General features: G+C 74.0%; 21 protein-coding genes and 1 pseudogene. 15 read left to right on the top strand and 7 right to left on the bottom strand.

The window, feature by feature from the left end; genetic code table 11:
- Positions 1 to 30 precede the first annotated feature (30 nt).
- Genes ABZ459_RS37795 through ABZ459_RS37785 form a run of 3 tightly spaced genes read left to right on the top strand, consistent with a single transcriptional unit; the run spans position 31 to position 1,571 of the window.
- Positions 31 to 420 (top strand): hypothetical protein, encoded by a 390-nt coding sequence (locus tag ABZ459_RS37795; protein WP_357980995.1) that lies wholly within the window; start codon positions 31 to 33, stop codon positions 418 to 420.
- A 1-nt stretch (position 421) separates the two neighbouring features.
- The gene (locus tag ABZ459_RS37790; protein WP_357980992.1) at positions 422 to 1,018 is read left to right on the top strand and encodes a TetR/AcrR family transcriptional regulator; all 597 of its coding nucleotides are present in this window, start codon (positions 422 to 424) and stop codon (positions 1,016 to 1,018) included.
- Positions 1,019 to 1,043: 25 nt separating this feature from the next.
- A complete protein-coding gene (locus ABZ459_RS37785) occupies positions 1,044 to 1,571 on the top strand; it encodes a GNAT family N-acetyltransferase (RefSeq protein WP_357980989.1) in 528 nt (175 codons plus the stop codon).
- Between the two features lie 33 nt (positions 1,572 to 1,604).
- Here ABZ459_RS37785 and ABZ459_RS37780 read toward each other — a convergent pair whose 3' ends face one another.
- Together ABZ459_RS37780 and ABZ459_RS37775 are read right to left on the bottom strand one after the other, a co-directional pair.
- A complete protein-coding gene (locus ABZ459_RS37780; RefSeq protein WP_357980986.1) occupies positions 1,605 to 2,501 on the bottom strand; it encodes a polysaccharide deacetylase family protein in 897 nt (298 codons plus the stop codon).
- Between the two features lie 92 nt (positions 2,502 to 2,593).
- Positions 2,594 to 3,493: a sigma-70 family RNA polymerase sigma factor gene (locus tag ABZ459_RS37775; RefSeq protein ID WP_357980983.1), complete on the bottom strand. Its 900-nt coding sequence runs from the start codon at positions 3,491 to 3,493 to the stop codon at positions 2,594 to 2,596.
- Between the two features lie 120 nt (positions 3,494 to 3,613).
- Between ABZ459_RS37775 and ABZ459_RS37770 the strand changes: the two genes are divergently transcribed.
- Positions 3,614 to 4,900, top strand: a complete 1,287-nt coding sequence (locus ABZ459_RS37770; RefSeq protein WP_357980980.1) for a cytochrome P450 — start codon at positions 3,614 to 3,616, stop codon at positions 4,898 to 4,900.
- 105 nt (positions 4,901 to 5,005) lie between these two features.
- Positions 5,006 to 6,805, top strand: coding sequence for a CocE/NonD family hydrolase (locus ABZ459_RS37765; protein ID WP_357980977.1), 1,800 nt, complete (start codon positions 5,006 to 5,008; stop codon positions 6,803 to 6,805).
- Positions 6,806 to 6,877: 72 nt separating this feature from the next.
- On the opposite strand, the gene ABZ459_RS37760 is transcribed toward ABZ459_RS37765, so the two are convergent.
- A complete protein-coding gene (locus ABZ459_RS37760; protein ID WP_357980974.1) occupies positions 6,878 to 7,096 on the bottom strand; it encodes a hypothetical protein in 219 nt (72 codons plus the stop codon).
- Between the two features lie 172 nt (positions 7,097 to 7,268).
- Between ABZ459_RS37760 and ABZ459_RS37755 the strand changes: the two genes are divergently transcribed.
- Positions 7,269 to 7,658 carry a PPOX class F420-dependent oxidoreductase gene (locus ABZ459_RS37755; RefSeq protein WP_357980971.1) on the top strand — a complete coding sequence of 130 codons (390 nt, stop codon included), beginning with the start codon at positions 7,269 to 7,271 and terminating at the stop codon, positions 7,656 to 7,658.
- 22 nt (positions 7,659 to 7,680) lie between these two features.
- Here the strand turns inward: ABZ459_RS37755 and ABZ459_RS37750 are convergent, their stop codons facing one another.
- Positions 7,681 to 8,262, bottom strand: a complete 582-nt coding sequence (locus ABZ459_RS37750; protein ID WP_357980968.1) for a helix-turn-helix domain-containing protein — start codon at positions 8,260 to 8,262, stop codon at positions 7,681 to 7,683.
- Positions 8,263 to 8,390: 128 nt separating this feature from the next.
- On the opposite strand from ABZ459_RS37750, the gene ABZ459_RS37745 reads away from it, so the two are divergent.
- Positions 8,391 to 9,563, top strand: coding sequence for an NAD(P)/FAD-dependent oxidoreductase (locus tag ABZ459_RS37745; protein WP_357980965.1), 1,173 nt, complete (start codon positions 8,391 to 8,393; stop codon positions 9,561 to 9,563).
- On the opposite strand, the gene ABZ459_RS37740 is transcribed toward ABZ459_RS37745, so the two are convergent.
- A complete protein-coding gene (locus ABZ459_RS37740; RefSeq protein ID WP_357980962.1) occupies positions 9,560 to 10,330 on the bottom strand; it encodes a methyltransferase domain-containing protein in 771 nt (256 codons plus the stop codon). The genes ABZ459_RS37745 and ABZ459_RS37740 overlap by 4 nt on opposite strands.
- 156 nt (positions 10,331 to 10,486) lie before the next feature.
- Here ABZ459_RS37740 and ABZ459_RS37735 point away from each other — a divergent pair, with 156 nt between their 5' ends.
- From ABZ459_RS37735 to ABZ459_RS37720, 4 genes are all read left to right on the top strand, one after another.
- Positions 10,487 to 11,404 carry an NADP-dependent oxidoreductase gene (locus ABZ459_RS37735; RefSeq protein WP_357980959.1) on the top strand — a complete coding sequence of 306 codons (918 nt, stop codon included), beginning with the start codon at positions 10,487 to 10,489 and terminating at the stop codon, positions 11,402 to 11,404.
- Between the two features lie 323 nt (positions 11,405 to 11,727).
- Positions 11,728 to 13,548, top strand: coding sequence for an ATP-binding cassette domain-containing protein (locus ABZ459_RS37730; protein WP_357980956.1), 1,821 nt, complete (start codon positions 11,728 to 11,730; stop codon positions 13,546 to 13,548).
- 217 nt (positions 13,549 to 13,765) lie between these two features.
- A complete protein-coding gene (locus ABZ459_RS37725; protein ID WP_357980953.1) occupies positions 13,766 to 15,073 on the top strand; it encodes a sensor histidine kinase in 1,308 nt (435 codons plus the stop codon).
- Positions 15,070 to 15,741 (top strand): response regulator transcription factor, encoded by a 672-nt coding sequence (locus tag ABZ459_RS37720; RefSeq protein ID WP_357980950.1) that lies wholly within the window; start codon positions 15,070 to 15,072, stop codon positions 15,739 to 15,741. The genes ABZ459_RS37725 and ABZ459_RS37720 overlap by 4 nt, the downstream gene beginning before the upstream one ends.
- Positions 15,742 to 15,743: 2 nt before the next feature.
- Here ABZ459_RS37720 and ABZ459_RS37715 read toward each other — a convergent pair whose 3' ends face one another.
- Positions 15,744 to 16,022, bottom strand: a complete 279-nt coding sequence (locus ABZ459_RS37715) for an antibiotic biosynthesis monooxygenase (RefSeq protein ID WP_352363589.1) — start codon at positions 16,020 to 16,022, stop codon at positions 15,744 to 15,746.
- Positions 16,023 to 16,080: 58 nt separating this feature from the next.
- On the opposite strand from ABZ459_RS37715, the gene ABZ459_RS37710 reads away from it, so the two are divergent.
- Together ABZ459_RS37710 and ABZ459_RS37705 are read left to right on the top strand one after the other, a co-directional pair.
- Positions 16,081 to 16,668, top strand: coding sequence for a TetR/AcrR family transcriptional regulator (locus ABZ459_RS37710; protein ID WP_357980947.1), 588 nt, complete (start codon positions 16,081 to 16,083; stop codon positions 16,666 to 16,668).
- Positions 16,669 to 16,825: 157 nt separating this feature from the next.
- Entirely contained in the window at positions 16,826 to 17,569 is a 744-nt protein-coding gene (locus ABZ459_RS37705; protein ID WP_357980944.1) for an SDR family oxidoreductase, read from the top strand.
- Between the two features lie 7 nt (positions 17,570 to 17,576).
- Here the strand turns inward: ABZ459_RS37705 and ABZ459_RS37700 are convergent, their stop codons facing one another.
- Positions 17,577 to 19,067 (bottom strand): FAD-dependent oxidoreductase, encoded by a 1,491-nt coding sequence (locus ABZ459_RS37700; protein WP_357980941.1) that lies wholly within the window; start codon positions 19,065 to 19,067, stop codon positions 17,577 to 17,579.
- Positions 19,068 to 19,114: 47 nt separating this feature from the next.
- Here ABZ459_RS37700 and ABZ459_RS37695 point away from each other — a divergent pair, with 47 nt between their 5' ends.
- Positions 19,115 to 19,735 (top strand): TetR family transcriptional regulator, encoded by a 621-nt coding sequence (locus ABZ459_RS37695; RefSeq protein ID WP_357980938.1) that lies wholly within the window; start codon positions 19,115 to 19,117, stop codon positions 19,733 to 19,735.
- A gap of 88 nt (positions 19,736 to 19,823) precedes the next feature.
- A pseudogene (locus ABZ459_RS37690) lies at positions 19,824 to 20,651 on the top strand (alpha/beta hydrolase).
- The last annotated feature ends 147 nt before the right edge of the window (positions 20,652 to 20,798 follow it).

Genomic DNA, 20,798 nt, shown 5'->3' with positions numbered 1-20,798 from the left:
TTCGTTATCCGGGCGTGTAAATTTATCCTCATGGATAACAATCAGGTCTGGCGGCTCGTCCGGATCCTCTTCGCCGCCGTGCTGCTCCTGTCGATCGCCACGCTCGGCGTGGCCGCCGTCGTCGGCGGCAACTGGGTGGTGTGGCTGCGCGCCGCCGCCGTCGCCGCCGCCTCCGCCTGGCTCGTCTCCCTCGCCGGGCAGGCCGCCCGGGGCAGACGGGCCGCCTACGTGCGCATCCGTTTCGTCTCCGTCGCCGCGCCCATCGGCGTCGTGCTCATCCTCATCGCGCCGGACAGCGGCTACCCGCTGTGGATGAAGGCCGAGCAGGCCGTGGTCGGCGTCCTGATCGCCGCCGTCGCGGTCGTCGTCAACCGCAGTGCCGTGCGTGCGGCGTTCCCGAAGCGTGGCAAGCTGGGCTGACATGGAGAGCTCCGGAACCCGTCAGGCGGCCACCGAGGCACGCAAGGCCCAGATCGCCTCGGCCGCGATCGCCGTGCTCGCCGAGCGGGGTTACGCGGAGACCACGTTCGAGGCCATCTGTCACCATGCCGGGCTCAGCAGCAAGAGGCTGATCTCCTACCACTTCTCCACCAAGGAGCAGCTCTTCGAGGCCGTCGTCCGGCAGGTCGTCTCCGACGCGGCCGCCTTCATGCGGCCGGTGATCGAGGCCGCTTCCGGAGCCCGCGCCCAGCTGGAGGCGTTCATCAGGGCGAACATCGCCTTCATCGCGGCCCATCCGGCCCACGTGCGCGCGGTCCAGCAGATCGCGTTCAACCGCGCGCCGGTGGGCGGCGACGAGCGGGACGCCGCCATCGCCAGGCTGGTCGCCCTGTTCGAGGACGGCCAGCGCAGCGGCGCGTTCCGGCCGTTCGACAGCGTCCTGATGGCCACGTCCCTGCGCGCCGGCATCGACGCGGTGGCCGACCGGGTCGCCGGCGGCCTCGACCCCGACCACTGCGCCGCCGAGCTCGCCGACCTCTTCGACCGCGCCACCGCCAGGACACCTCGCCCGTTCTGACCGGCCGTCGGGCATCATGGTCGGCATGCCGGCTCTCGTCGATCCCACGCCCGGGTTGCGGACGTCGTTCCTGGCGGCGGTGGCCGAGTTCCGGGCCGACCGTGACTTCCCGGTCCCGTGGTTCGTCCAGGACGTCGATCCCGGGGCGCTGACCGATCCGGCGGCCTTCGCGGCCTACGTCCGGCGGGTGCTGGGCGAGCGCACCGAGGCGGGCGTGCGCGCGGGGTTCGTGCCGATGACCACGCTGTGGTGGGCCGACGGCGACCGGTTCCTCGGCAGGCTGGCCGTCCGCCACCGGCTCACCCTGCAGCTGGAACGGTTCGGCGGCCACATCGGCTACGACGTGCGCCCGGGGGCCCGCCGCTTGGGCCACGCGACGGCGATGCTGGCCGCGGCGCTGCCGATCGCGCGGCGGCTGGGCGTCGACCCCGCCCTGGTCATGTGCGACCGGACGAACACCGCCTCCCGCCGGGTCATCGAGGCCAGCGGCGGCCGGCTGCTCGACCTCACCGAGCGCAAACGCCGCTACCTGGTGCCCACCGGCCCCGCATAGCGGCTCACCCGGCGGACCGGGACCCGCCCGAGGTCACGGGCGTTCCCCACGTTGCGCGGCCCGCAGGTCCAGCCAGCCGATCAGCTTGACGTCCTCGGCGTCCAGGATCTCCCGGACGTCGGGGTCGGTGAACAGGGCGAGCTCCCAGCCGCGCTTGGCCGCGCCCGGCATGATGGCGCGCAGCTCGTCGGTGTCCTCGAAGGGATGGATGTAGATCTCCGTCACACCCGGCCGCAGCGAGCGCAGCAGCCCGATCATGTCCTTCTTGAGCGAGTCGTAGTCCTCGCCGTCGGACTGCTGGAAGGGCAGCGACCACAGGTGGTCGAGGATGACCACCCCGGCCTCGTCGGCCATCGCGGCCAGGGCCCGCGCCACGGGCTCCAGCTCCTCCGGCGCGCCGGTGCCGGCCAGCGAGCGCGGCAGGCGGAAGGGCAGGCCGAACTCGGCGCACACCGGCAGGACGACGTCCAGGAAGTGGCGGCCGGTGGCCAGGCCGTACAGGCTGCCCATGTGGTTGTCGGCGTGCGAGGGGTCCAGGCCGAGCGCGACGGCCCTGCGGATCTGGTTGACGATCTCGACGCGGACCTCGCCGGGGTCGGCGGACCGTTCGAAGGAGGCGCAGTCGCGGAAGAAGTAGCCGGTCTCGTCCACCAGCGTGGGGACCGGCCGGTCGCGGGTGACCGGGCCCCAGCGGTAGCCCTCCCACTCGCTGGTCAGCGTCAGGTGCACCCCGACGTCGAAGCCCGCGGCCGCGGCGACGGCCTGCGGCGCCCACGGGCAGGGCGTCATCACCGTGGCCGAGCTGATCGCCCCGGCCCGCAGGAGGGAGGTGATGCCGAGGTTGGCCGACCGGCTCATGCCGTAGTCGTCGGCGTTGACGATGAGCAGCCGGTCGTCGGGGGCGTGGCCGAGCCGGGAGGCGAGCGTCATCAGGGAACCCTTCGTAGGCGGCGGCCGGTGGACGACTCCGCGCGACCGATCGTCCAGCACCGCGACGACCTTCGTCAATCACCGCCCGGCGATCAGTGCTCCAGGGGCGTGAGGTCGAGCGCGGCCAGCCGGTCGGGGTCGGCCAGGATGTCGATCGTGGCGATCCGGCCGTCGCTGACGGTGAAGCTCATGACCGAGTACAGCCTGCCTTCCACGGTGTTGACCAGGCCCGCCAGGCCGTTGACGAGCGCCGGGTGGGCGACCGCGCCGATGGGCGAGCGGCGGAAGGCGGTGGCCTGCCCGGCCACGTCCGCGGCGCCGCGGACGACCTTCATGCCGCCGGTGAGCAGGCCGCGGTCGGCGCGCAGCACCACGTCCGGATCGAGGACGGCCAGCAGCGTGTCGAAGTCGCCCTCGCGGGCCGCGGCCAGGAACGCCTCCACCACCCGGCGCTGAGCGGCGAGGTCGGGATCGGGGGTCGGGGCCGCGCCGCGCACCCGCTGACGCGCCCGGCTGGCCAGCTTCTTGGCCGCCACCGGCGTGCGCTCCACGATGGGCGCGATCTGCTCGAACGGCAGGCCGAACATGTCGTGCAGCACGAACGCCAGCCGCTCGGCCGGCGACAACGACTCCAGCACGACCAGCAACGCCAGGCCCACCGAGTCGGCCAGCAGCACCTCCTGCTCGGGGTCGGCGGCCGGGTCGGCGGCCTCGGCCCGCCCGACCACCGGGTCCGGCAGGCGCGCCTCCAGCGGCTCCTCCCGCAGGGCCTTGCGGGCGCGCAGGATGTCCAGGCAGAGCCGGCTCACCACGGTGGTCAGCCAGGCGCCCAGGTCGGCGATGTCGCCCGAGTCCGAGCGCGCCAGCCGCAGCCACGCCTCCTGGACCGCGTCCTCGGCCTCGGCCAGCGAGCCGAGCATGCGGTAGGCGACCGCCTTCAGACGGGGACGATGTCCCTCGAACCGGTCGGCCAGCAGGTCATGGTGAGTCATGGCGATATTTCCTATCAAAGGTGGCGTTCTCACTCTGCTGACGCATCGAACCGGAGAAAGGTGACCGCCGCCGGTCCGGGGGCACTTGCCGGGCGGGCGCGCACGCGAGACGGTGGCCGGATGCGTGACATCCCCGGCCCTCCTCCCGCGGCGGACGGCGGGCTGAGCGCCATCGCGGCCGTCGGCGGCCTGCACACCTACCAGCTCCGGCTGCACGAGCGGTACGGCCCGCTGGTGCGCTTCCAGCTTCCCGGCGCGCCGGCCGCGATCTCGGTGGCCGACCCCGTGCTGCTGGAGGCCACGGCCGCGATCGACAAACGCCCCGACAAGCTCTTCGAGTTCCTGGCCCCCCTGTGCGAGGCCGGCAACCTGCAGACGCTCCCCGCCGACGAGCACGGCCCCTTCCGCCGGGTGCTGCTCTCGGTGCTCGCCGGCCGCCGCTCGCACGAGGCGCACTTCGCCGGCTTCGTCACCCTGGCCACCGAGCTGGCCGACCGCTGGGAGCGCCGCGCCGCCGACGGCCCGGTGGCGCTCCAGCAGGACCTGAGCGAGCTGTCCCTGCGCATGATCGCCCAGTACGCCCTGGGCGGCGGCCTCGCCGACCCGGCGCGGGTGGTGAGCGCGTTCGAGACCGTGCTGACCGTCCACCTGGGCCGCCTGTACGAGCGCGACGACGACCTCGCGCGCGGCGACCGGGCGCTGGCGTACCTGCGCGAGGTCGTGGACGGGGTGCTGGCCCGCGGCGGCAGCGAACTGGTGACCGCCCTGGCGCAGGCGGACATGTCGCCCGCCCGGATCAGGGACACCGTGCTCATGATCATGCTGGCCGCCCACCACACCACCGGCGTGGCCGTCTCCTGGACCCTGCACCTGCTCGCGCGCAACCCCGGCCCGGCCGCGCGGGTGACCGCCGAGCTGGACGACGTGCTGGGCGACCGGGCCGCCCCCGAGTACGCCGACCTGCGGCGCCTGCCGTACCTGGGGATGGCGCTCAAGGAGTCGATGCGGCTCTACCCGCCGGGCCCGTACGGCGCCCGCGAGACCACCGAGGACCTCTCCCTCGGCGGCCACCACGTCCCGGCGGGCACCACGATCTTCTACCCCTTCTGGGCCGTCCACCTCGACCCCCGCCACTGGCCGGACCCGCACGCGTTCCGGCCGGCCCGGTTCACCCCCGAGCAGCAGGCCGCCCGCCACCGCTACGCCTACCTCCCCTTCGGCCTCGGGCCGCGCGGCTGCGAGGGCGCGAGCCTGGCCGTGGTGGAGGCCGAGCTGGTGCTCGCCGTGCTGCTCAGGAGGTTCGCCTTCGAGCCGGTCGAGGACCATCCGGTGACGCCCGTCGAACGCTTCGTGCTGTGGGCCGAGCACGACATCCGCATGCGCCTGACCCGCCGCGTCCCCCGCTGACTTCCCGGACGGGTGTGGCGGGGCTTGCCTGGGCGTGCCCGCTGGCATATGAGTGATGCACGCTCGTTCGGACGCCGCCGGCACACCTATGCACGGGGAGAGTCGATGAACATCCGCGGGAAGGCGACGGCCACTGTGGCGGCCGGCGTCCTGGTCACGATCACCACTCTCGCCGCCGGCGGCCCGCCGGCCTCGGCCCGCACCACGGCGCCGGGGGTGACGCACGAGGAGAACCCCCGGGTCCCCGCGGGCGCCGCCTGGGCGGAGGCGTACTTCCCCTCCGCCGACGGCAGCGGCGTCGAGCTCCACGCCGACGTGCTGCGCCCGGCGCACCTGCCGGCCGGCGCGCGCACGCCGGTCATCGTCTCGGTCGGCCCCTACTTCGCCCACGCCGGGCAGACCGGCCCGGAGGGATGGGACCAGGTCGGGCCGTCGGCGCGGTTCCGGGACTTCGTCGACGGCGCCGGGCTGATGGCCCGCGGCTACACCTTCGTGATGGTCGACCTGCGCGGCTTCGGCGGCAGCACCGGCTGCCTCGACTGGGTCGGGCCGGGCGAGCAGGCCGACGTGCGGGCCGCCGTCGAGTGGGCGGCGGCCCAGCCCTGGTCGACCGGCAAGGTCGGCATGTACGGCAAGTCGTACGACGCGGTCACCGGCCTGGTCGGCAACAACCTCAGGCTGCCGAGCCTGAAGGCGGTCGTCGCCCAGGAGCCGGTCTGGAACATGTACAACTACCTGTTCAGCAACAAGGTCCCGCGGCCCAACGTCACGGGCACGCCGGAGGCGTACAACTCGATCGCGACGATGGCGCCGATGGCCGGCGACAGCGACCGGTACAAGGCGAACGCCCAGTACGAGACCGCCCATCCCGCCTGCCTGTCCGACAACATCACCAACAACAACAATCCCGACCTGCGCTCGGCGTACTGGCGGGCGCGCAACCTGGCCGACCGGGCGGCCGGCACCAGCACGCCGTTGCTGGTCACCCAGGGCTTCATCGAGCCCAACACCAAGCCCGAGGACATGGAGGTCTACCTGGACAACCACCGCGGGCGCGAACGCGGCTGGCTCGGCCAGTGGGAGCACGTGCGCGGCAACGACACCGACGCCCAGGGCCGGCTGCTGCAGGGACGGGCCGGCTGGTTCGACGAGGTGATGCGGTTCTACGACCAGTACCTGCGCGGCGTGCGCCCCTCGGTGGGCGACCCGGCGTACGCGATCGAGGACAGCCTCGGCGGGTGGCGCGCGCAGCCGACCTGGCCGGTGGTCACGACGTCGTACGAGGCCCGGCTGTCGGCCGGCGCGTACCTGGACGACGGCGGCGGCGCCGCGGCCACGGCCACCACGGCCCCCTCCGGCCGCTGGGACATGGAGCACGCGCCGCCGCTCGAACCGCTCTCCACCGCCGAGAAGAGCTCGGCCAGGCAGAGCGCGGCCGCCGCGGGCAGCTACTGGACCTGGTCCACGCCCGCCGCCGAGAAGCTCAGGCTCACCGGCACGCCGCGGATCAGGCTCGACGCGAGCACCTACGGCAACGTCATGGTCCGCCTGTGGGACGTCGCCCCCGACGGCCGGGCGACGATGTTCGACGAGAACGTCGCCCTGCTGGCGCGCGGCGGCCCGATCGCGTTCGACCTGAAGTCGGCCGACTGGACCTTCGAGCCGGGCCACCGCCTGGGCGTCCAGATCGGCACCATCGAGTCCAACGGCTGGCTGGACGTGCCCTCGGGCAACACGATCAAGGTCTCCGGCGCGCGGCTGAGCCTGGACCTGCTGTCCACGCGGCACGACGTGCCCACCCAGGGTGACCGCTCGCCGTACCTGGACCGGTACCTCGCGGCCTACACCACCACGCTCGGCGGCGTCGGCCCTGGCACCTTCCCGCTGCGGCTGTCCCGCCGCTGACCTGCCCGTCCTCGGCCCGTCCGCGGCCCGTCCCACGCCCGATCCGCCGGGCCGGGAGACGGGCCGGGGACGTCAGAGCGCGGCGCCGCGGGCGCGCAGGAACCCGGCCATCGCCTCGACGCCGAGGGCGATCGCCCGCTCGTCCGGCACGAAGTCCGGGGCGTGCGGCACGCCCCGCTCGCCCACGCCGAAGAAGAACATCGCCCCCGGCGCCCGCTCCAGGAACAGCCCGAAATCCTCCCCGTTGAACGGATAGGACGCGTGCAGCAGCAGGGCGTCCAGGACCGCCACCAGGGCGGCGGTGCGCCGCTCCTGGCCGGTTCGGGGTGGCGGTGGAGCTCGCGCCGTAACTCGATCAGGTCGTCGTCGCTCATGGCCGAATGCCGGCACATCGTCCTGGAGTCGAACTGGCGGAATGGGTGGATTTGGGGTGACGCCGGTGTCAAGGTTGCATACTCCCCGCATGATTTTCACGCAGGCAGAGCTCGACTACCTGGCCGGGCAGCACCTCGGCCGGCTGGCCACCGTCTCCCCCTCCGGGGACGTGCAGAACAACCCCGTGGGCTTCTTCGTGGACGCCGCCACGGGCACGATCACCATCGGCGGGCACGCGATGGGCGCCTCCAAGAAGTTCAGGAACGTCCAGCGGGGCAGCACGGTCGCCCTCGTCGTGGACGACCTGGCCTCGACCGACCCGTGGGTGGTGCGCGGCATCGAGATCCGGGGCACGGCGGTGGCCCTGGCCGACCACGAGCCGCCGGTGCCGTACTTCTCGCGGGAGGTCATCGTGATCACCCCCGTCCGGATCGTCTCGTGGGGGCTCGACGGCGGGCGGTCGTCCCGGACCGTCTGAGGGCGCGGGCCGGCGCCGGCCGCTAGCGCGGCGGGCGCCAGCCGTGCGCGAGGAGGTCGAAGACCTGCTCGACGGCCCCGCGAAGATCCGGCCGCCCCCGCGTGAGCGCCGGCGTCTCCAGGACGAACCGGGCGAGCGCGTGGCAGGCGACGTCGTCGGGGGCCACGCCCGCGTCCTCGGCGATGGCCGCGCCGAGAGCGGCGGTGTGCCGGGTCCACATCCGTTCGGAGTACGCCAGCAGCGCCGGCGTGGACTCCACCAGCTCGGTGAACTCCGCCTGCAGCGGATGGGCCGCGACCTGCGGCCAGGACGCCAGCACGTGCCCGCGCAGCGCCTCGACGACGCTCTGCCCCTCCGGACGCCCGCGCACCGCCGCGACCAGCTCCGCCTCCCGGTCGGCCTCCTCGTCGAAGACCAGCGCCTCCTTGCTCGGGAAGTGCTTGAACAGCGTGGTGGTCGACACGTCGGCCGCCTCGGCGACGTCCCTGACGCTCACCCGGTCGTAGCCGTGTTCGATGAACAGGCGCAGGGCGGCGTCGGCGATGGCTCTGCGGGTGGCGGCCTTCTTGCGTTCGCGGCGGCCGGCGACGGGTGGCGTGTCCATGCCGCCCACCCTACCAAAAGGTGGCACCAGTGAATTAGTTGACCGGTTGCACTTTTGTACTCGTTCTGCTTCTCTGGAACGGCGGCGCTCGCCGTACCCACCCCTGATCGCGAACGAGAGGTCCAGTCATGCGCTCACCCGCACCCGCCGCCGCGCGGATCCACATCGTCGGAGCAGGCCCCGGCGGGCTCACCTGCGCCCGCGTCCTGCAACGGCACGGCATCCCCGTGACCGTCCACGACCGCGACGCCCACCCGCGGGCCCGCGACCAGGGCGGCACCCTCGACCTGCACGCCGACGACGGGCAGGCCGCCCTGCGCGAGGCCGGCCTGCTCGACGACTTCCTCCGGCTGGCCCGCCCGGAAGGGCAGGAGATGCGGCTGCTCGACCCGTCCGGACGGCTGCTCGACCACCACGTCCCGGCCGCGGGCGAGCTCTTCAAGCCGGAGATCGACCGGGGCGTGCTGCGCGACCTGCTGCTCGGCTCGCTGGAGCCCGGGACGGTGCGGTGGGGCGCGGCCGTCGAGAAGGTCACCGGCCCGCCCGGCGGCCCGCGCCGGGTGCACTTCCGCGACGGCACGTCCGTCGAGGCGGACCTGGTCGTCGGGGCCGACGGCGCGTTCTCCCGGGTGCGGCCGGCGGTCTCGCCCGCGGCGCCGCGCTACACCGGGGTGACCTTCCTGGAGGCGTGGTTCCACGACGTCGAGAACGCCCACCCCGGCCTCGCCGCGCTGGTCGGCCAGGGCGGCGCCACCGCGGCCGACGGCGACCGCGCCCTGTTCGCCCAGCGCAACGGCGGCGACCACATCCGCGTCTACGTCATCCAGCGCCTGCCCGCCGGGTGGATCGCCGCGAGCGGCCTGAGCGCCGGCGACACCGCCGGGATCCGCGCCCGGCTGCTCGACGCGTTCTCCGGCTGGTCGCCGGACCTGCTCCGGATGATCACCGGCAACGACGGGCCGTACGTCGACCGTCCGCTGTTCGCGTTGCCCGTCCCGCACGTGTGGGCGCGGTCCTCCAGCGTGACCCTGCTCGGCGACGCGGCCCACCTCATGCCGCCGCTCGGCGTCGGCGCCAACCTGGCCATGCTCGACGCCTGCGAGCTCGCCCTCGCGCTGGCCGGCTCCGCCACGGTGGCCGAGGCCGTGGCCGCGTACGAGAGCACGATGCTCCCGCGCGCGGCGGACGCGGCCCGCGCCCTGGAGCACGGCGCCGAGGCCCTGCTCGAACGGCACGAGAGCGGCGAACTGGCCGCTTTCGCCCCGCCCTGCCCCGCCGCCGACCCGGCCCCGGCGGGCTAACGCGTGGCCGCGGTCACGAACAGCGGCAGGGCCAGGAACAGCCGCCCGGCCCGCCCCCGCGCACGCTGCTCGGCGAGCCAGCCCTCGGCCTCGGCCGCGCCGACCGCCCCGGCCGAACACGCCTTCCCCGCGAGGTCGGCCAGTACGGGCACCATCGTCGCGTCGGTGAAGACCCTGGTGTGCACCTCGACGGTGACGTCGGAGAAACCGGCGTCCAGCAGCAGATCGCGGGTGCGGCGGACGACGCGGGGCGACCTGACGAGGTCGGCACGGGCGTGCACGATCCGGCGGGTGAGCGCGGCGTCGCCGGAGTCGATGACGAAGGTGTCCCAGTCCTGCCCGAGCAGCACGATCCGCCCGCCGGGGGCGAGCACGCGCCGCGCCTCGGCCACGGCGCGGGCCGGGTCGTCCAGGACGTGGTACACCTTCTCGGCCCGATAGCCGCGCAGCTCGCCGTCGTCGAACGGCAACGCGTACGCCTCCGCCACCCGGAACTCGCCGGCGGGCCACCGCCCGGCCGCCACGCCGATCATCCGCTCGTCGGGGTCGACCCCGATCGCCCGCGCGCCGAGCCCGGCCATCTCCGCCACCGCGCGGCCCGATCCGCAGCCGACGTCGGCCACCGCCGCCCGCGGGGCGAGGCCGAGCAGCTCGTAGGAACGCGCTCGCAGCTCGGCCGCCCCGGGCAGGTTGTCCCCGAGGTCGAGCAGGGCGATGAGCGCGTCGGTCTCCTGGCCGGTACGGCCTGTCGTCTGGTTCTTGGTCATGTGCGGGATCCTGCGGCTTCAAGCGCACTTGAAGTCAAGCCGCTTCCTGGGATCGGCGGTCCTGGGAAGAGCGGTCCGTTCCGCCGCCGACACGGGAGGGGCAGGGTGGGTTGCGGCCGTGCGAGGGCCGGTCCGGACGAGGAGGGTGATCACGCGATGAAGGCTGTGCGGTTCCACGAGTACGGCGGGATCGACGTCCTGCGGGTGGAGGAGGTCGAGCGTCCGGCGCCGGGCCCCGGGCAGGTGCTGGTCGAGGTGCGGGCGGCCGGGATCCAGCCCGGCGAGACGATGATCCGCCAGGGGGCGCGGCACGGGCGCTGGCCGGCGACGTTCCCGTCCGGGCAGGGCAGCGATCTGGCCGGTGTGGTGGTGGCGGCCGGTCCGGAGGTGCGCGGGTTCGCGGTGGGCGACGAGGTGCTCGGCTTCACCCATCGCCGGGCGAGCCACGCGGAGTTCGTCGTGGCCGACGACGTGGCTCTGACCCTGCGGCCCGCGGGGCTGCCCTGGGAGGTGGCCGGGGCGTTGTACGTGGCCGGCACGACGGCGTACGCCACGGTGTTCGCGGTCGATCCGGGGCCGGGGGAGATCGTGGTGGTGTCCGGGGCGGCGGGCGGCGTCGGGTCCCTCGCCGTGCAGCTCGCGCGGCGGCGGGGCGCGACGGTGATCGGGCTGGCGAGCGAGGCCAACCACGCCTGGTTGACCGGGCACGGCGTCGTGCCGGTGGTGTACGGGGAGGGCGTGGCCGAGCGGATCCGGTCGGCCTCCGGCGGGAAGGTGCACGCGTTCATCGACACCTATGGGGACGGCTACGTCGATCTGGCGGTCGAGCTGGGCGTGCGGCCCGAGCGGATCGACACGATCTGCGACTGGGCGGGCGCGGCCCGGGTCGGCGCGCGGACGTACGGGGAAGGTTCGGCCGCGTGTGCGGTCGTGGTGGGAGAGCTGGCCCGGCTCGCCGCGCGGGGGGAGCTGGAGGTGCCGATCGCCCGCGTGTACCCGCTGGAGCAGGTCAGGGACGCGTTCGGCGAGCTGGAACGGCGGCACACCCACGGCAAGATCGTGCTCAGGCCGTAGCGGCGGGCTACGGCCGGGTGCGCGCCCTGGTCGCCCGCCGAGCTCGACGCCGCCTTCCGCGCGGCGGTCACCCCGGGCGTCCGGGCCGCCCTGGGCCTGCCCGCGGGGTGGAGCGCGTAGGCTACGGTGGGAACGTTTGTGATCTACGGTCAGGAGACCGGACATGGCAGGTGACGACGACATCTCCGGGTGACACCGGAGGGTGATCGGCCCCGGCGTGAGCGCGTGAGCGCCGCCGACGTGGGCCTTTTCGTCGTTCCCCGAAACCCCTGTCCCCTTCACCGGGCGGCTTCGGCGCGCCCGCGTCCTCCTCCGAGGTTCACATGGTCTCCAACCCCTGCCCGCCGGCCGGCGACGCGCTGCTGGCCCACGATCTCGTCCGGACGCTGGGCACGCGGCGCGTGCTCGACGGCCTCTCGCTCACCGCCGCCCCCGGCCGCCGGATCGGGCTCATCGGCGAGAACGGCGCGGGAAAGTCCACGCTGCTGCGCCTGCTGGCCGGCGTGGACGAACCCGACTCCGGCACCGTCGTCCGGCCCGCCGACCTGGGCTTCCTGCACCAGGAGCTGCCGTTCGCGGCCGGCGACACGCTCGCCGACGTGCTCGACGACGCCCTGCACGAGGCGCGGACGGACCTGGCCGAGCTCGACCGGCTCGCCCGCGAGCTGGCCGGGTCGCCGGACGACGCCGCGCTGCTCGAGGCGTACGGGGCCCGGCTCGACCAGGCGCAGCAGCACGAGTCCTGGGACGCCGACCGGCGGGCGGAGATCGTCCTCGACCGGCTGGGCCTGGGCGGTGTGCCGGGCACGCGCGTGCTCGGGTCGTTGTCCGGCGGGCAGCGCGGCCGGCTCGCCCTGGCGGCGCTGCTGATCAGGCGTCCCGCCGCGCTGCTGCTCGACGAGCCCACCAACCACCTCGACGACGACGCCGCCGTCTTCGTCGAGGAGGAACTGCGCGGCATGACCGGCGTGGTGGTCGTGGCCAGCCACGACCGGGCCTTCCTCGACGCGGTCTGCACGGACCTGCTCGACCTCGACCTCGCCGTGGACGGTCCCGTCCGGTACGGCGGCGGCTACAGCGCGTACCTGACCGGGAAACGCGCCGAGCGCGAACGCTGGGAGCGGCGTCACGCGGCCGAGCAGGAGGAACTGGACGAGCTGCGCCGCGCCGTCGCGGTGACCGCGCGGCGGGTGGCGCAGGACGGGTTGCGCCGCGACAACGAGAAGATGGGCTACGGCCACCGCGCCGGGCGGGTGCAGCAGCAGATCTCCCGGCGGGTGCGCGACGCCGCCCGCCGGCTCGCCGAGCTGGAACGCGCCCAGGTCCCCGCCCCGCCACCCCCACTGCGCCTACGCCCCCGCCTCACCGCCCCCCTCCCGCCCACTGAAGCTCGGAAAGGAGGGAGGCGCGACGCGGCCCTCTCTCCAACTGAAGGTCCGGAAGGAGGGAGGCGCGACGCGGCCCTCTGTTCTTCTGAAGGTTCGCAGGGCGACCGTGGCGACGCGGCCCTCCTTCCTTCCGAAGGTCCCGAGGGGGACCGTGGCGGTGCCGGGAGCGGGGAGAGCCCTGGCGGCGGGCTGTTGGTGGCGGCGCGGGACGTCCGGGTGGCGGGGCGGCTCGCGCTCGACCGGCTCGACCTCCACCAAGGGGACCGGCTGCTGGTCACCGGCCCGAACGGCGCGGGCAAGTCCACCCTCCTCGCGGTCCTGTCCGGCGACCTGGAGCCGGCCGGGCCGGTACGGCGGCGGCCGGGGCTGACCGTCGGCCTGCTGCCCCAGGACACGACGTTCGAGCACCCCGGCCGCACGGTGCGGGAGACCTACGAGCGGGTTCTCGGGCCGGCGCGCGCCGAGGCCGTGCCGCTGCGCTCGCTCGGCCTGATCCGCGCCCGCGACACGAACCTGCGGGTGGGGGAGCTGTCCGTCGGCCAGCGCCGCCGCCTCGCGCTGGCGCTGCTGATCGCCGACCCTCCCGACGTGCTGCTGCTCGACGAGCCCACCAACCACCTGTCGCCGGGCCTCGCCGACGAGCTGGAGGCCGCCATGGCCGAGCACGGCCCCGGCGCGGTCGTGGTGGCCAGCCATGACCGCTGGCTGCGCGCCCGCTGGCAGGGACGCCGTCTGCACCTGCCCGGAGCGGGCTGAGGTACGTCCCGTAGTACCTGGGAGCTAGGCGAGAAGTGAGCTCCGCAGCGGGAGGCGCGCGGCCGGGGCGGTCCGTAGCGTCGGAGGAACCGTCCCCCACCGGAAGGGCTCCCATGGGCAATCGCGGCAGCCGCCTCCTCGCGCGGATGGTGACCGGCTCACCCGTAAGCTGGGCCAAGGGTGCAAGCCGGGACAGAAGGAACGTGGGCGAGGGCGGATGAGCAGGCTGCGGAAGGCCCTCGCCGCGCTGGGCGCGGACCTGTGGACCATGGCCCCCGACCCCCTGCCCCGCATGGGCGGGCCGCGCGCACTGTCCCGGCTCCCGCACGTCGCCGTCGCCCTGTACGCGCTGGCCATGGGCCTGTACCCGGGCGGGATCGGCATCGACCCGACCGTCCCGCTGCTGGCCATGGCCATGGCGGCGGCCATGGTGCTGGCGATGTGGCGCCCGCTGGCCGCCTGGTGGGCGACGATCGCCCTCATGGTCGCCGGGGCGCGGTCGGGCATGGTCTACGTGTCGCAGCACCTGAGCTTCCCCTGGACGGTGCATCCCGAGACGTTCGAGAGGGGGCCGTTCCCACGCGCCGACCCGACCGCCTTCCCGTGGACGGGCTCGGGCGTCGCCCTGCAGGCCGGCGTGCTGTTCCTGCTGGCGCTGCGGGTACGCCCCGGCATCGCCGTCAAGGCGCTGGCGATCACCGCGCTGACCGCGGTGGCGATCGTGGTGCTCATGCCGGAGGCCAACGGGGGCGGGCTGGGCGCGACTGCCCTGATGGCCGACGCGGTCGCGGTCGCCGTCGGGGCCGGGGTGCGCCAGCTCAGGACGACCCGTACCCGGCTGGAGGCCCAGGAGGAGCTGACGGCCGAGGAACGGGCCCGCCGCACGCTGCTGGAGGAGCGCAGCAGGATCGCCCGCGAGCTGCACGACGTCGTCGCCCATCACATGTCGGTGATCTCCATCCAGGCCCAGGTCGCGCCGCACCTGGTGGAGGACCCGCCGCAGGAGCTGCGGGAGAACCTGGCCGGCATCCGGGAGAACGCCGTCGAGGCGCTGACCGAGCTGCGCCGGGTCCTGGGCGTGCTGCGCGCGCAGGACCAGCCGGGCGACGCGCCGCAGCCCACGCTCGACCGGCTGGAGGAGCTGGTGGCCAACGTGCGCGGCGCGGGCGTCACGCTCACCGCCGAGATCGCCGGGCAGGCGCGCCCGCTGTCGCCGGGCGTGGAGCTGTCGGCGTACCGGATCGTGCAGGAGGCGCTCAGCAACGCCATGCGGCACGCTCCCGGCGCGGCGGTGGCGGTCCGGCTGACGTACCGGCCCGGCGCCCTGGCGATCCGGGTCGTCAACGAGCCGCCCGCCAGGCCGGCGCGGCCCTCGCCCGGCGCCGGGCACGGGCTGCTCGGCATGCGCGAGCGCGCCGCCATGCTGGGCGGCGACCTCGCCGCCGGGCCCACGCCGGACGGCGGTTACGAGGTCAGCGTGTTCCTGCCGGTCGACTCACAGAAAGGCGTCCAGGCCACCTCATGACGAGCATCCGCGTGCTCATCGCCGACGACCAGGTCATGGTCCGCCAGGGCTTCACCGTGCTGCTCAACGCCGAGCCCGGCATCGAGGTCGTGGGCCAGGCCGTCAACGGGCTCGACGCCGTCGCCAAGGTCGCCGAGCTGGACCCCGACGTCGTCCTCATGGACGTGCGCATGCCCGAGCTCGGCGGCATCGAGGCCACCCGCAGGATCGCCGCCCGTCCGGACGCGTCGGCGAAGGTGCTCGTCCTGACCACGTTCGACCTCGACGACTACGTCTACGAGGCGCTGCGCGCCGGGGCGTCCGGCTTCCTGCTCAAGGATGCCTCGGCGGCCGAGCTGGCCCACGCGGTGCGGGTGGTGGCGACCGGCGACGCGCTGCTGGCCCCGAACGTCACCAAGCGCCTGATCGCCGAGTTCACCCGGGTGAGCCGCGCGCCGCGGGCGCCGCTGAAGGAGCGCGTGGGCGACCTGACCGAGCGCGAGACCGAGGTGCTGGCGCTGATCGCGCAGGGCCTGTCGAACGCCGAGATCGCCGAGCGCCTGGTGATCGCCGAGCAGACGGTCAAGACCCACGTGAGCCGGATCCTGGTCAAGCTCGGGCTGCGCGACCGCACCCAGGCGGCGGTCTTCGCGTACGAGACGGGGCTGGTCCGCCCCTCGGGCTACTAGCCTCAGGCGGCGGCCAGCCGGACGATCTCGCGCGGCCGGGCCTCGCGCTCGTCGAAGGCCACGTCGACGTCGGCGGCGCCGAGCGCGGCCAGCGACGCGGCGAACGCCTCGTCCGACTCCCAGCGCACGATGGAGACCACCGCCTCCTCCGACAGCCAGCACTCCGCCGACAGGCAGCCGGGCATGCTCCGGAACGCTTCGGCCACCTTGCGCACCCGTCCGACGAACTCCTCGCGGTGGGCGGCGTGCGGGTAGTGCGTGGCGATCATGGCGACGTGCACGGGACTCTCCTCTGTGTTGGTCAACATAGAATACGATTGATAGCACAGAGGAGGTGGCGTGACAACGCGACGGGAACAGACCAGCAACGAGAGCCGCGAGCTCATCCTCAACGCGGCGGCCGAGTTGTTCGCCGAGAAGGGCTACCGGCAGACCACGTTCCACGACGTGGCCGCCCGTTCGGGCATCAGCCGCGGGTCCATCCCGTGGCACTTCGGCGGCAAGGAGGGCCTGCTGCTGGCCGTGCTCGAACGTTCGGTGGCCCGGGTGCGCGACGGCCTCGCCGACGCCCCCGGGGCCGGCGAGCCGGACTTCGGGCCGTTCGACCAGGGCGTCGGCGCGATGTTCGCCCTGCCGACCACCAAGCTCTTCGTCACCCTGCTGGTCGAGGCGCTGGAGCCCGGCTCGCCCATCCGCGACCGCTACGTCGAGATCCACGACACGCTGCGCGACCACTGCAGGCGCTGGCTCGAACGCCTGCCGCTGCCGCCGGGCCTGCCGGTGGAGCCGCTGGCGGTCGCGCTCATCGGCGCCGGCATCGGCATCCACCAGCAGTGGCTGGTCGCCCCCGAGCGCGTCGACGCCGCCGAGGCCCTGGCCGCCCTGCGCGCCCTGGTCGCCGCGGTGCTGCCGCCCGCGCACGACTGACGGTCGCGCCCTGCCGCCGCCCCGGCCGTACGGGCATGACAGGACATCGCCGGGTAATGGAGGCGTCACAACGGGTGCCGCCGGGCCGCCGGCTGGACATGACATCAGCCGGCGACCGGACGGCACACGAGGTGCCCCGGGCGAGAGGGAGGTCGTCATGAAGGTTGTCGTGATCGGCGGGACCGGCCTGATCGGGTCGAAGCTCGTGCGCAGGCTGGCCGGACAGGGGCACGAGGCGGTCGCCGCGTCCCCGAGTACCGGCGTCGACACCCTCACGGGGGAGGGGCTGGCCGAGGTCCTGGAGGGCGCGCAGGTCGTGGTGGACGTCTCCAACTCGCCGTCGTTCGAGCGGGCCGCGGTGCTGGAGTTCTTCGAGACCTCCACCCGCAACCTGCTGGCCGCCGGGGCGGCGGCGGGCGTCGGCCACTACGTCGCGCTGTCGGTCGTGGGCACCGAGCGCATGCCCGACAACGGCTACTTCGCCGCGAAGATCGCCCAGGAGCGGCTGATCGAGAAGTCGGGCCTGCCGTACTCGCTGGTGCACGCGACGCAGTTCTTCGAGTTCGTGCGGGGCATCGCCGACGAGTCGGCCGTCGACGGCGAGGTGCACATCGCGCCCGTGCTGTTCCGGCCCATCGCGGGCGACGACGTCGCGGCGGCGGTCGCCCGGGTCGCGCTCGGGGCGCCCCTGAACGGCCGGACCGAGGTCGCCGGCCCCGAGCAGTTCCGGATGGACGAGTTCTTCCGCGACGCGCTGGCCGGCCTCGGCGACCCGCGCGAGGTGGTCGCCGACGAGCACGCCCGCTACTTCGGCAGCGAGCTGACCGAGCGCTCGCTGGTGCCCGACGACGACGCCACGCTGGGCCGGACCACGTACCAGGAGTGGGCGGCCGGCGAGTAGGGCGCCGTCAGAACCAGGCGGCCAGGGCCTCCTCCAGCGCGGCGTCCGGCGCGTCGCCCGCCCAGGCGACGACTCCGTCCGGCCGGACCAGCAGGCCGCCGAAGTCGCGGACGTCCACCGGCTTGGCGGCCAGCACCGGCACCCGCGGGTCGGCCGCCAGACCGGCCCCGAGGTCCAGCAGCAGCCCGCGCCCATCGTGCAGGTGGTCGCCGACCCGGGTGCCGTCGGCCAGCTCCAGGTCGGGGACGCTCTGGCCGACCAGCGGGTGGTCGCCGGGCAGCTCGTAGCGGTGCCAGACGCCGGAGAGCCGCTTGACGAAGTACGTGGTGCCCTCGGTGGTGCCGATCAGGTCGGACACGACGGCCCGCAACGCCCGGGAGCGGGCCTCGGGCCGCATGAGCTCCACCTGGGCGCGGGTCCAGTCGAGCACCCACGCGCCGATGGGGTGCCGCTCGGCGGTGTAGGTGTCCAGCAGCGCCTCGGCCGAGCGGCCCCGGACGACGGCGGCGAGCTTCCAGCCGAGGTTGACGGCGTCGCCGATGCCCAGGTTGAGCCCCTGGCCACCGAAGGGCGAGTGGACGTGCGCCGCGTCGCCGGCCAGCAGGACCCGGCCGAGCCGGTAGGTGGTGGCCTGGCGGGCGTTGTCGGTGAAGCGGGTGGCCGTCCTGACGCCGGTGATGGTGACGTCCACGCCGGAGACGGCCCGCAGACTGGCCTGCAGCTCCTCGGCGGTGACCGGCGTGGTGCGGTCTTCCGGCGGCCCGTCGAACTCCACGGTCAGGATGCGGCCGGGGGTCGGCCCGTTGGCGTAGGTGCCGGTGTCGGTGTGCGTCCAGCCGGTGCCGAGCCCCTCGCCGCCCTCCATGGTCACGACGGCCTGGTGGCCGGTGATCAGCGGAGGCGTGCCGGGGAAGTCGAAGCCGGCCAGGCGGCGCACGGTGCTGCGGCCGCCGTCGCAGCCCACCAGCCACCCGCAGCGGAACTCCCGCTCGCCCGCCCGCACGACGACCCCGTCGGCGGAGGGCTCGAAGCCGGTCAGCTCAACGCCGCGCAGCACGTCCGCGCCGAGCTCGGCGGCCCGTTCGCCGAGCACCCGCTCGATGTCCTGCTGCCGGATGCCGCTGAGGCGGGCGGCCGGCCCGCGGTCGGCGAAGTCGGGGTCGCTCTCGTCCACCAGGTCGGTCAGCAGCCACAAGCCGGCGAAGTGCCCGGCGAAGGCGGAGATCTTGGGCTGCCCGGCCGCCGCCGCGCCGCCCCGCTGGGCCATGAACGCCTGGAATGCCTTCATCGTCTCGGCCTGGGCCTCCTCCAGCACCGGGAGCAGCCCGCGCCGGTAGAGGGCCTCGGCGGTGGGCGTGTTGACCGAGCCGGCCTTGACCGTCTGGTCGATGTCGGTCAGCCGCTCCAGCACCGCCACGCGCACGTCGTGCAGCCGCAGCTCGCAGGCGAGCATCAGGCCAACGGGACCGCCACCGGAAATGATCACGTCGTAGTCCATGGCAAAAACTATACCCGACTAAAGTTTGAGTGCGATATACTTTTCTCGTGAAAGAGACTCCATCGCTCCGCGAACGCAAGAAGGCCGAGACCCGCAGGCGCATCTCCGACCACGGCTCGATGTTGTTCTACGAACGCGGCTTCGACGAGGTGACCATCGGCGAGATCGCCGAGGCGGCGGACGTCTCCAAGGTGACGGTGTTCAACTACTTCCCCCGCAAGGAGGACATCTTCTTCGACCGCGTCCCCGAGCTGGTCGACCTGGTCACCGACACCGTCCGGGGCCGCCGGCCGGGCGAGCCGGTGCTGTCGGCGCTGCGGGACATGCTCGTCCGGCACGCGCGCGCGGGCCACCCGCTCGGCGGGGTCGACGACCGGTTCGTGCACTTCTTCCGGGTGGTGATCGGCTCCGCGGCGCTGCGGGCGCGCGCCAGGGAGATCGCCGACGAGCTGGAGGCCGTGCTCGCGGCCCTGGTCGACGAGTGCGGCGAGGGGCTGCCCGGCCGGTTGACCGCGGCGCTGGTCGTCGGCGCCTTCCGCTCGGCCTTCCTGGCCACCGCGGCCCGGCAGCTGGCCGGGGAGCGGGCCGCCGACGTGCTCGCCGATCACGTCGCGGCCGTGGACCAGGCGTTCGACGTGCTGGCGCGGGGGCTGGCGCCCGCCGCGTAGGCCGTGGCATTACCTGGCACGTAATCGACGGCATGACCCACGCCGCGCGAGAGTTCTCCCGTAAGCGCGAGACGTCCGGGAGGACCACATGCCGTACTTCGACAGCCACGACGGGACGAGCCTGTTCTACACCGACTGGGGGCAGGGCGAGCCCGTCGTGTTCGTGGCCGGCGCCTGGCTCAGCAGCAGCTCGTGGGAGTTCCAGATGATGCCGCTGTCGGAGCGGGGGCTGCGCTGCGTCGCCTTCGACAAGCGCGGGCACGGCCGCTCCGACTGAGCCGGCCACGGATACGACTACGACAACCTCGCCGACGACCTGGCGGCGCTGCTCGACCACCTCGACCTGCGCGGGGTGACGCTGGTGGCGCACTCGATGGGCTGCGGTGAGGTGATCCGCTACCTGACCCGCCACGGGGACGACCGGGTGAGCCGGATCGTGCTGATCTCGCCCACCGCGCCGCTGGCCGTCAGGACGCCCGACAACCCCGACGGCATCGACCAGGACCGTTTCGACGCAGTGGCGGCCGTCCGCGCCAAGGACCGCCCGAGGTGGCTGGCCCAGAACGCGCAGGCGTTCTTCGCCACGCACCTGGGCAACCAGATCTCCAGCGAGCTCGTCGAGTGGACCGTGCAGCGCTGCCTCGACTGCTCGGCCAAGGCCGCCCACGAGGTCGTCAGGACGGGCGTCTGCACCGACCTGCGCGAGGAGAGCGCCGCCATCAGGGTGCCGACCCTGATCATCCACGGCGACGCCGACGCCTCGGCCCCCGTCTGGTTGTGCGGGCGGCGGCTGGCGAAGCTGGTGCCGGGCAACGTCTACCACGAGTACGCCGGGGCCGGGCACGGCGTCTTCATCACCCACGCCGACCGCCTCAACCGGGACCTGCTCGACTTCATCGACGGCGCCCGCCCCTGAACCGTCGCTCCGCGGCGGGACGGGCCCACCGGTCAGGATCGGAGAAGCGCCCGCCCCGCGCCCGCCGATATCGTGAGGCCATACCCTCGTACCTGGCCGGATGCGGCCGGGCGACGCCTACGGGGGCTCGCGCGAGAGATGGAGAAA

Source organism: Nonomuraea sp. NPDC005692 (genome assembly GCF_040631115.1).
In the GTDB taxonomy this organism is placed as follows: domain Bacteria; phylum Actinomycetota; class Actinomycetes; order Streptosporangiales; family Streptosporangiaceae; genus Nonomuraea.
Note: the sequence above shows the minus strand (reverse complement) of the source record. Positions and strands in the feature narration are given on the sequence as shown.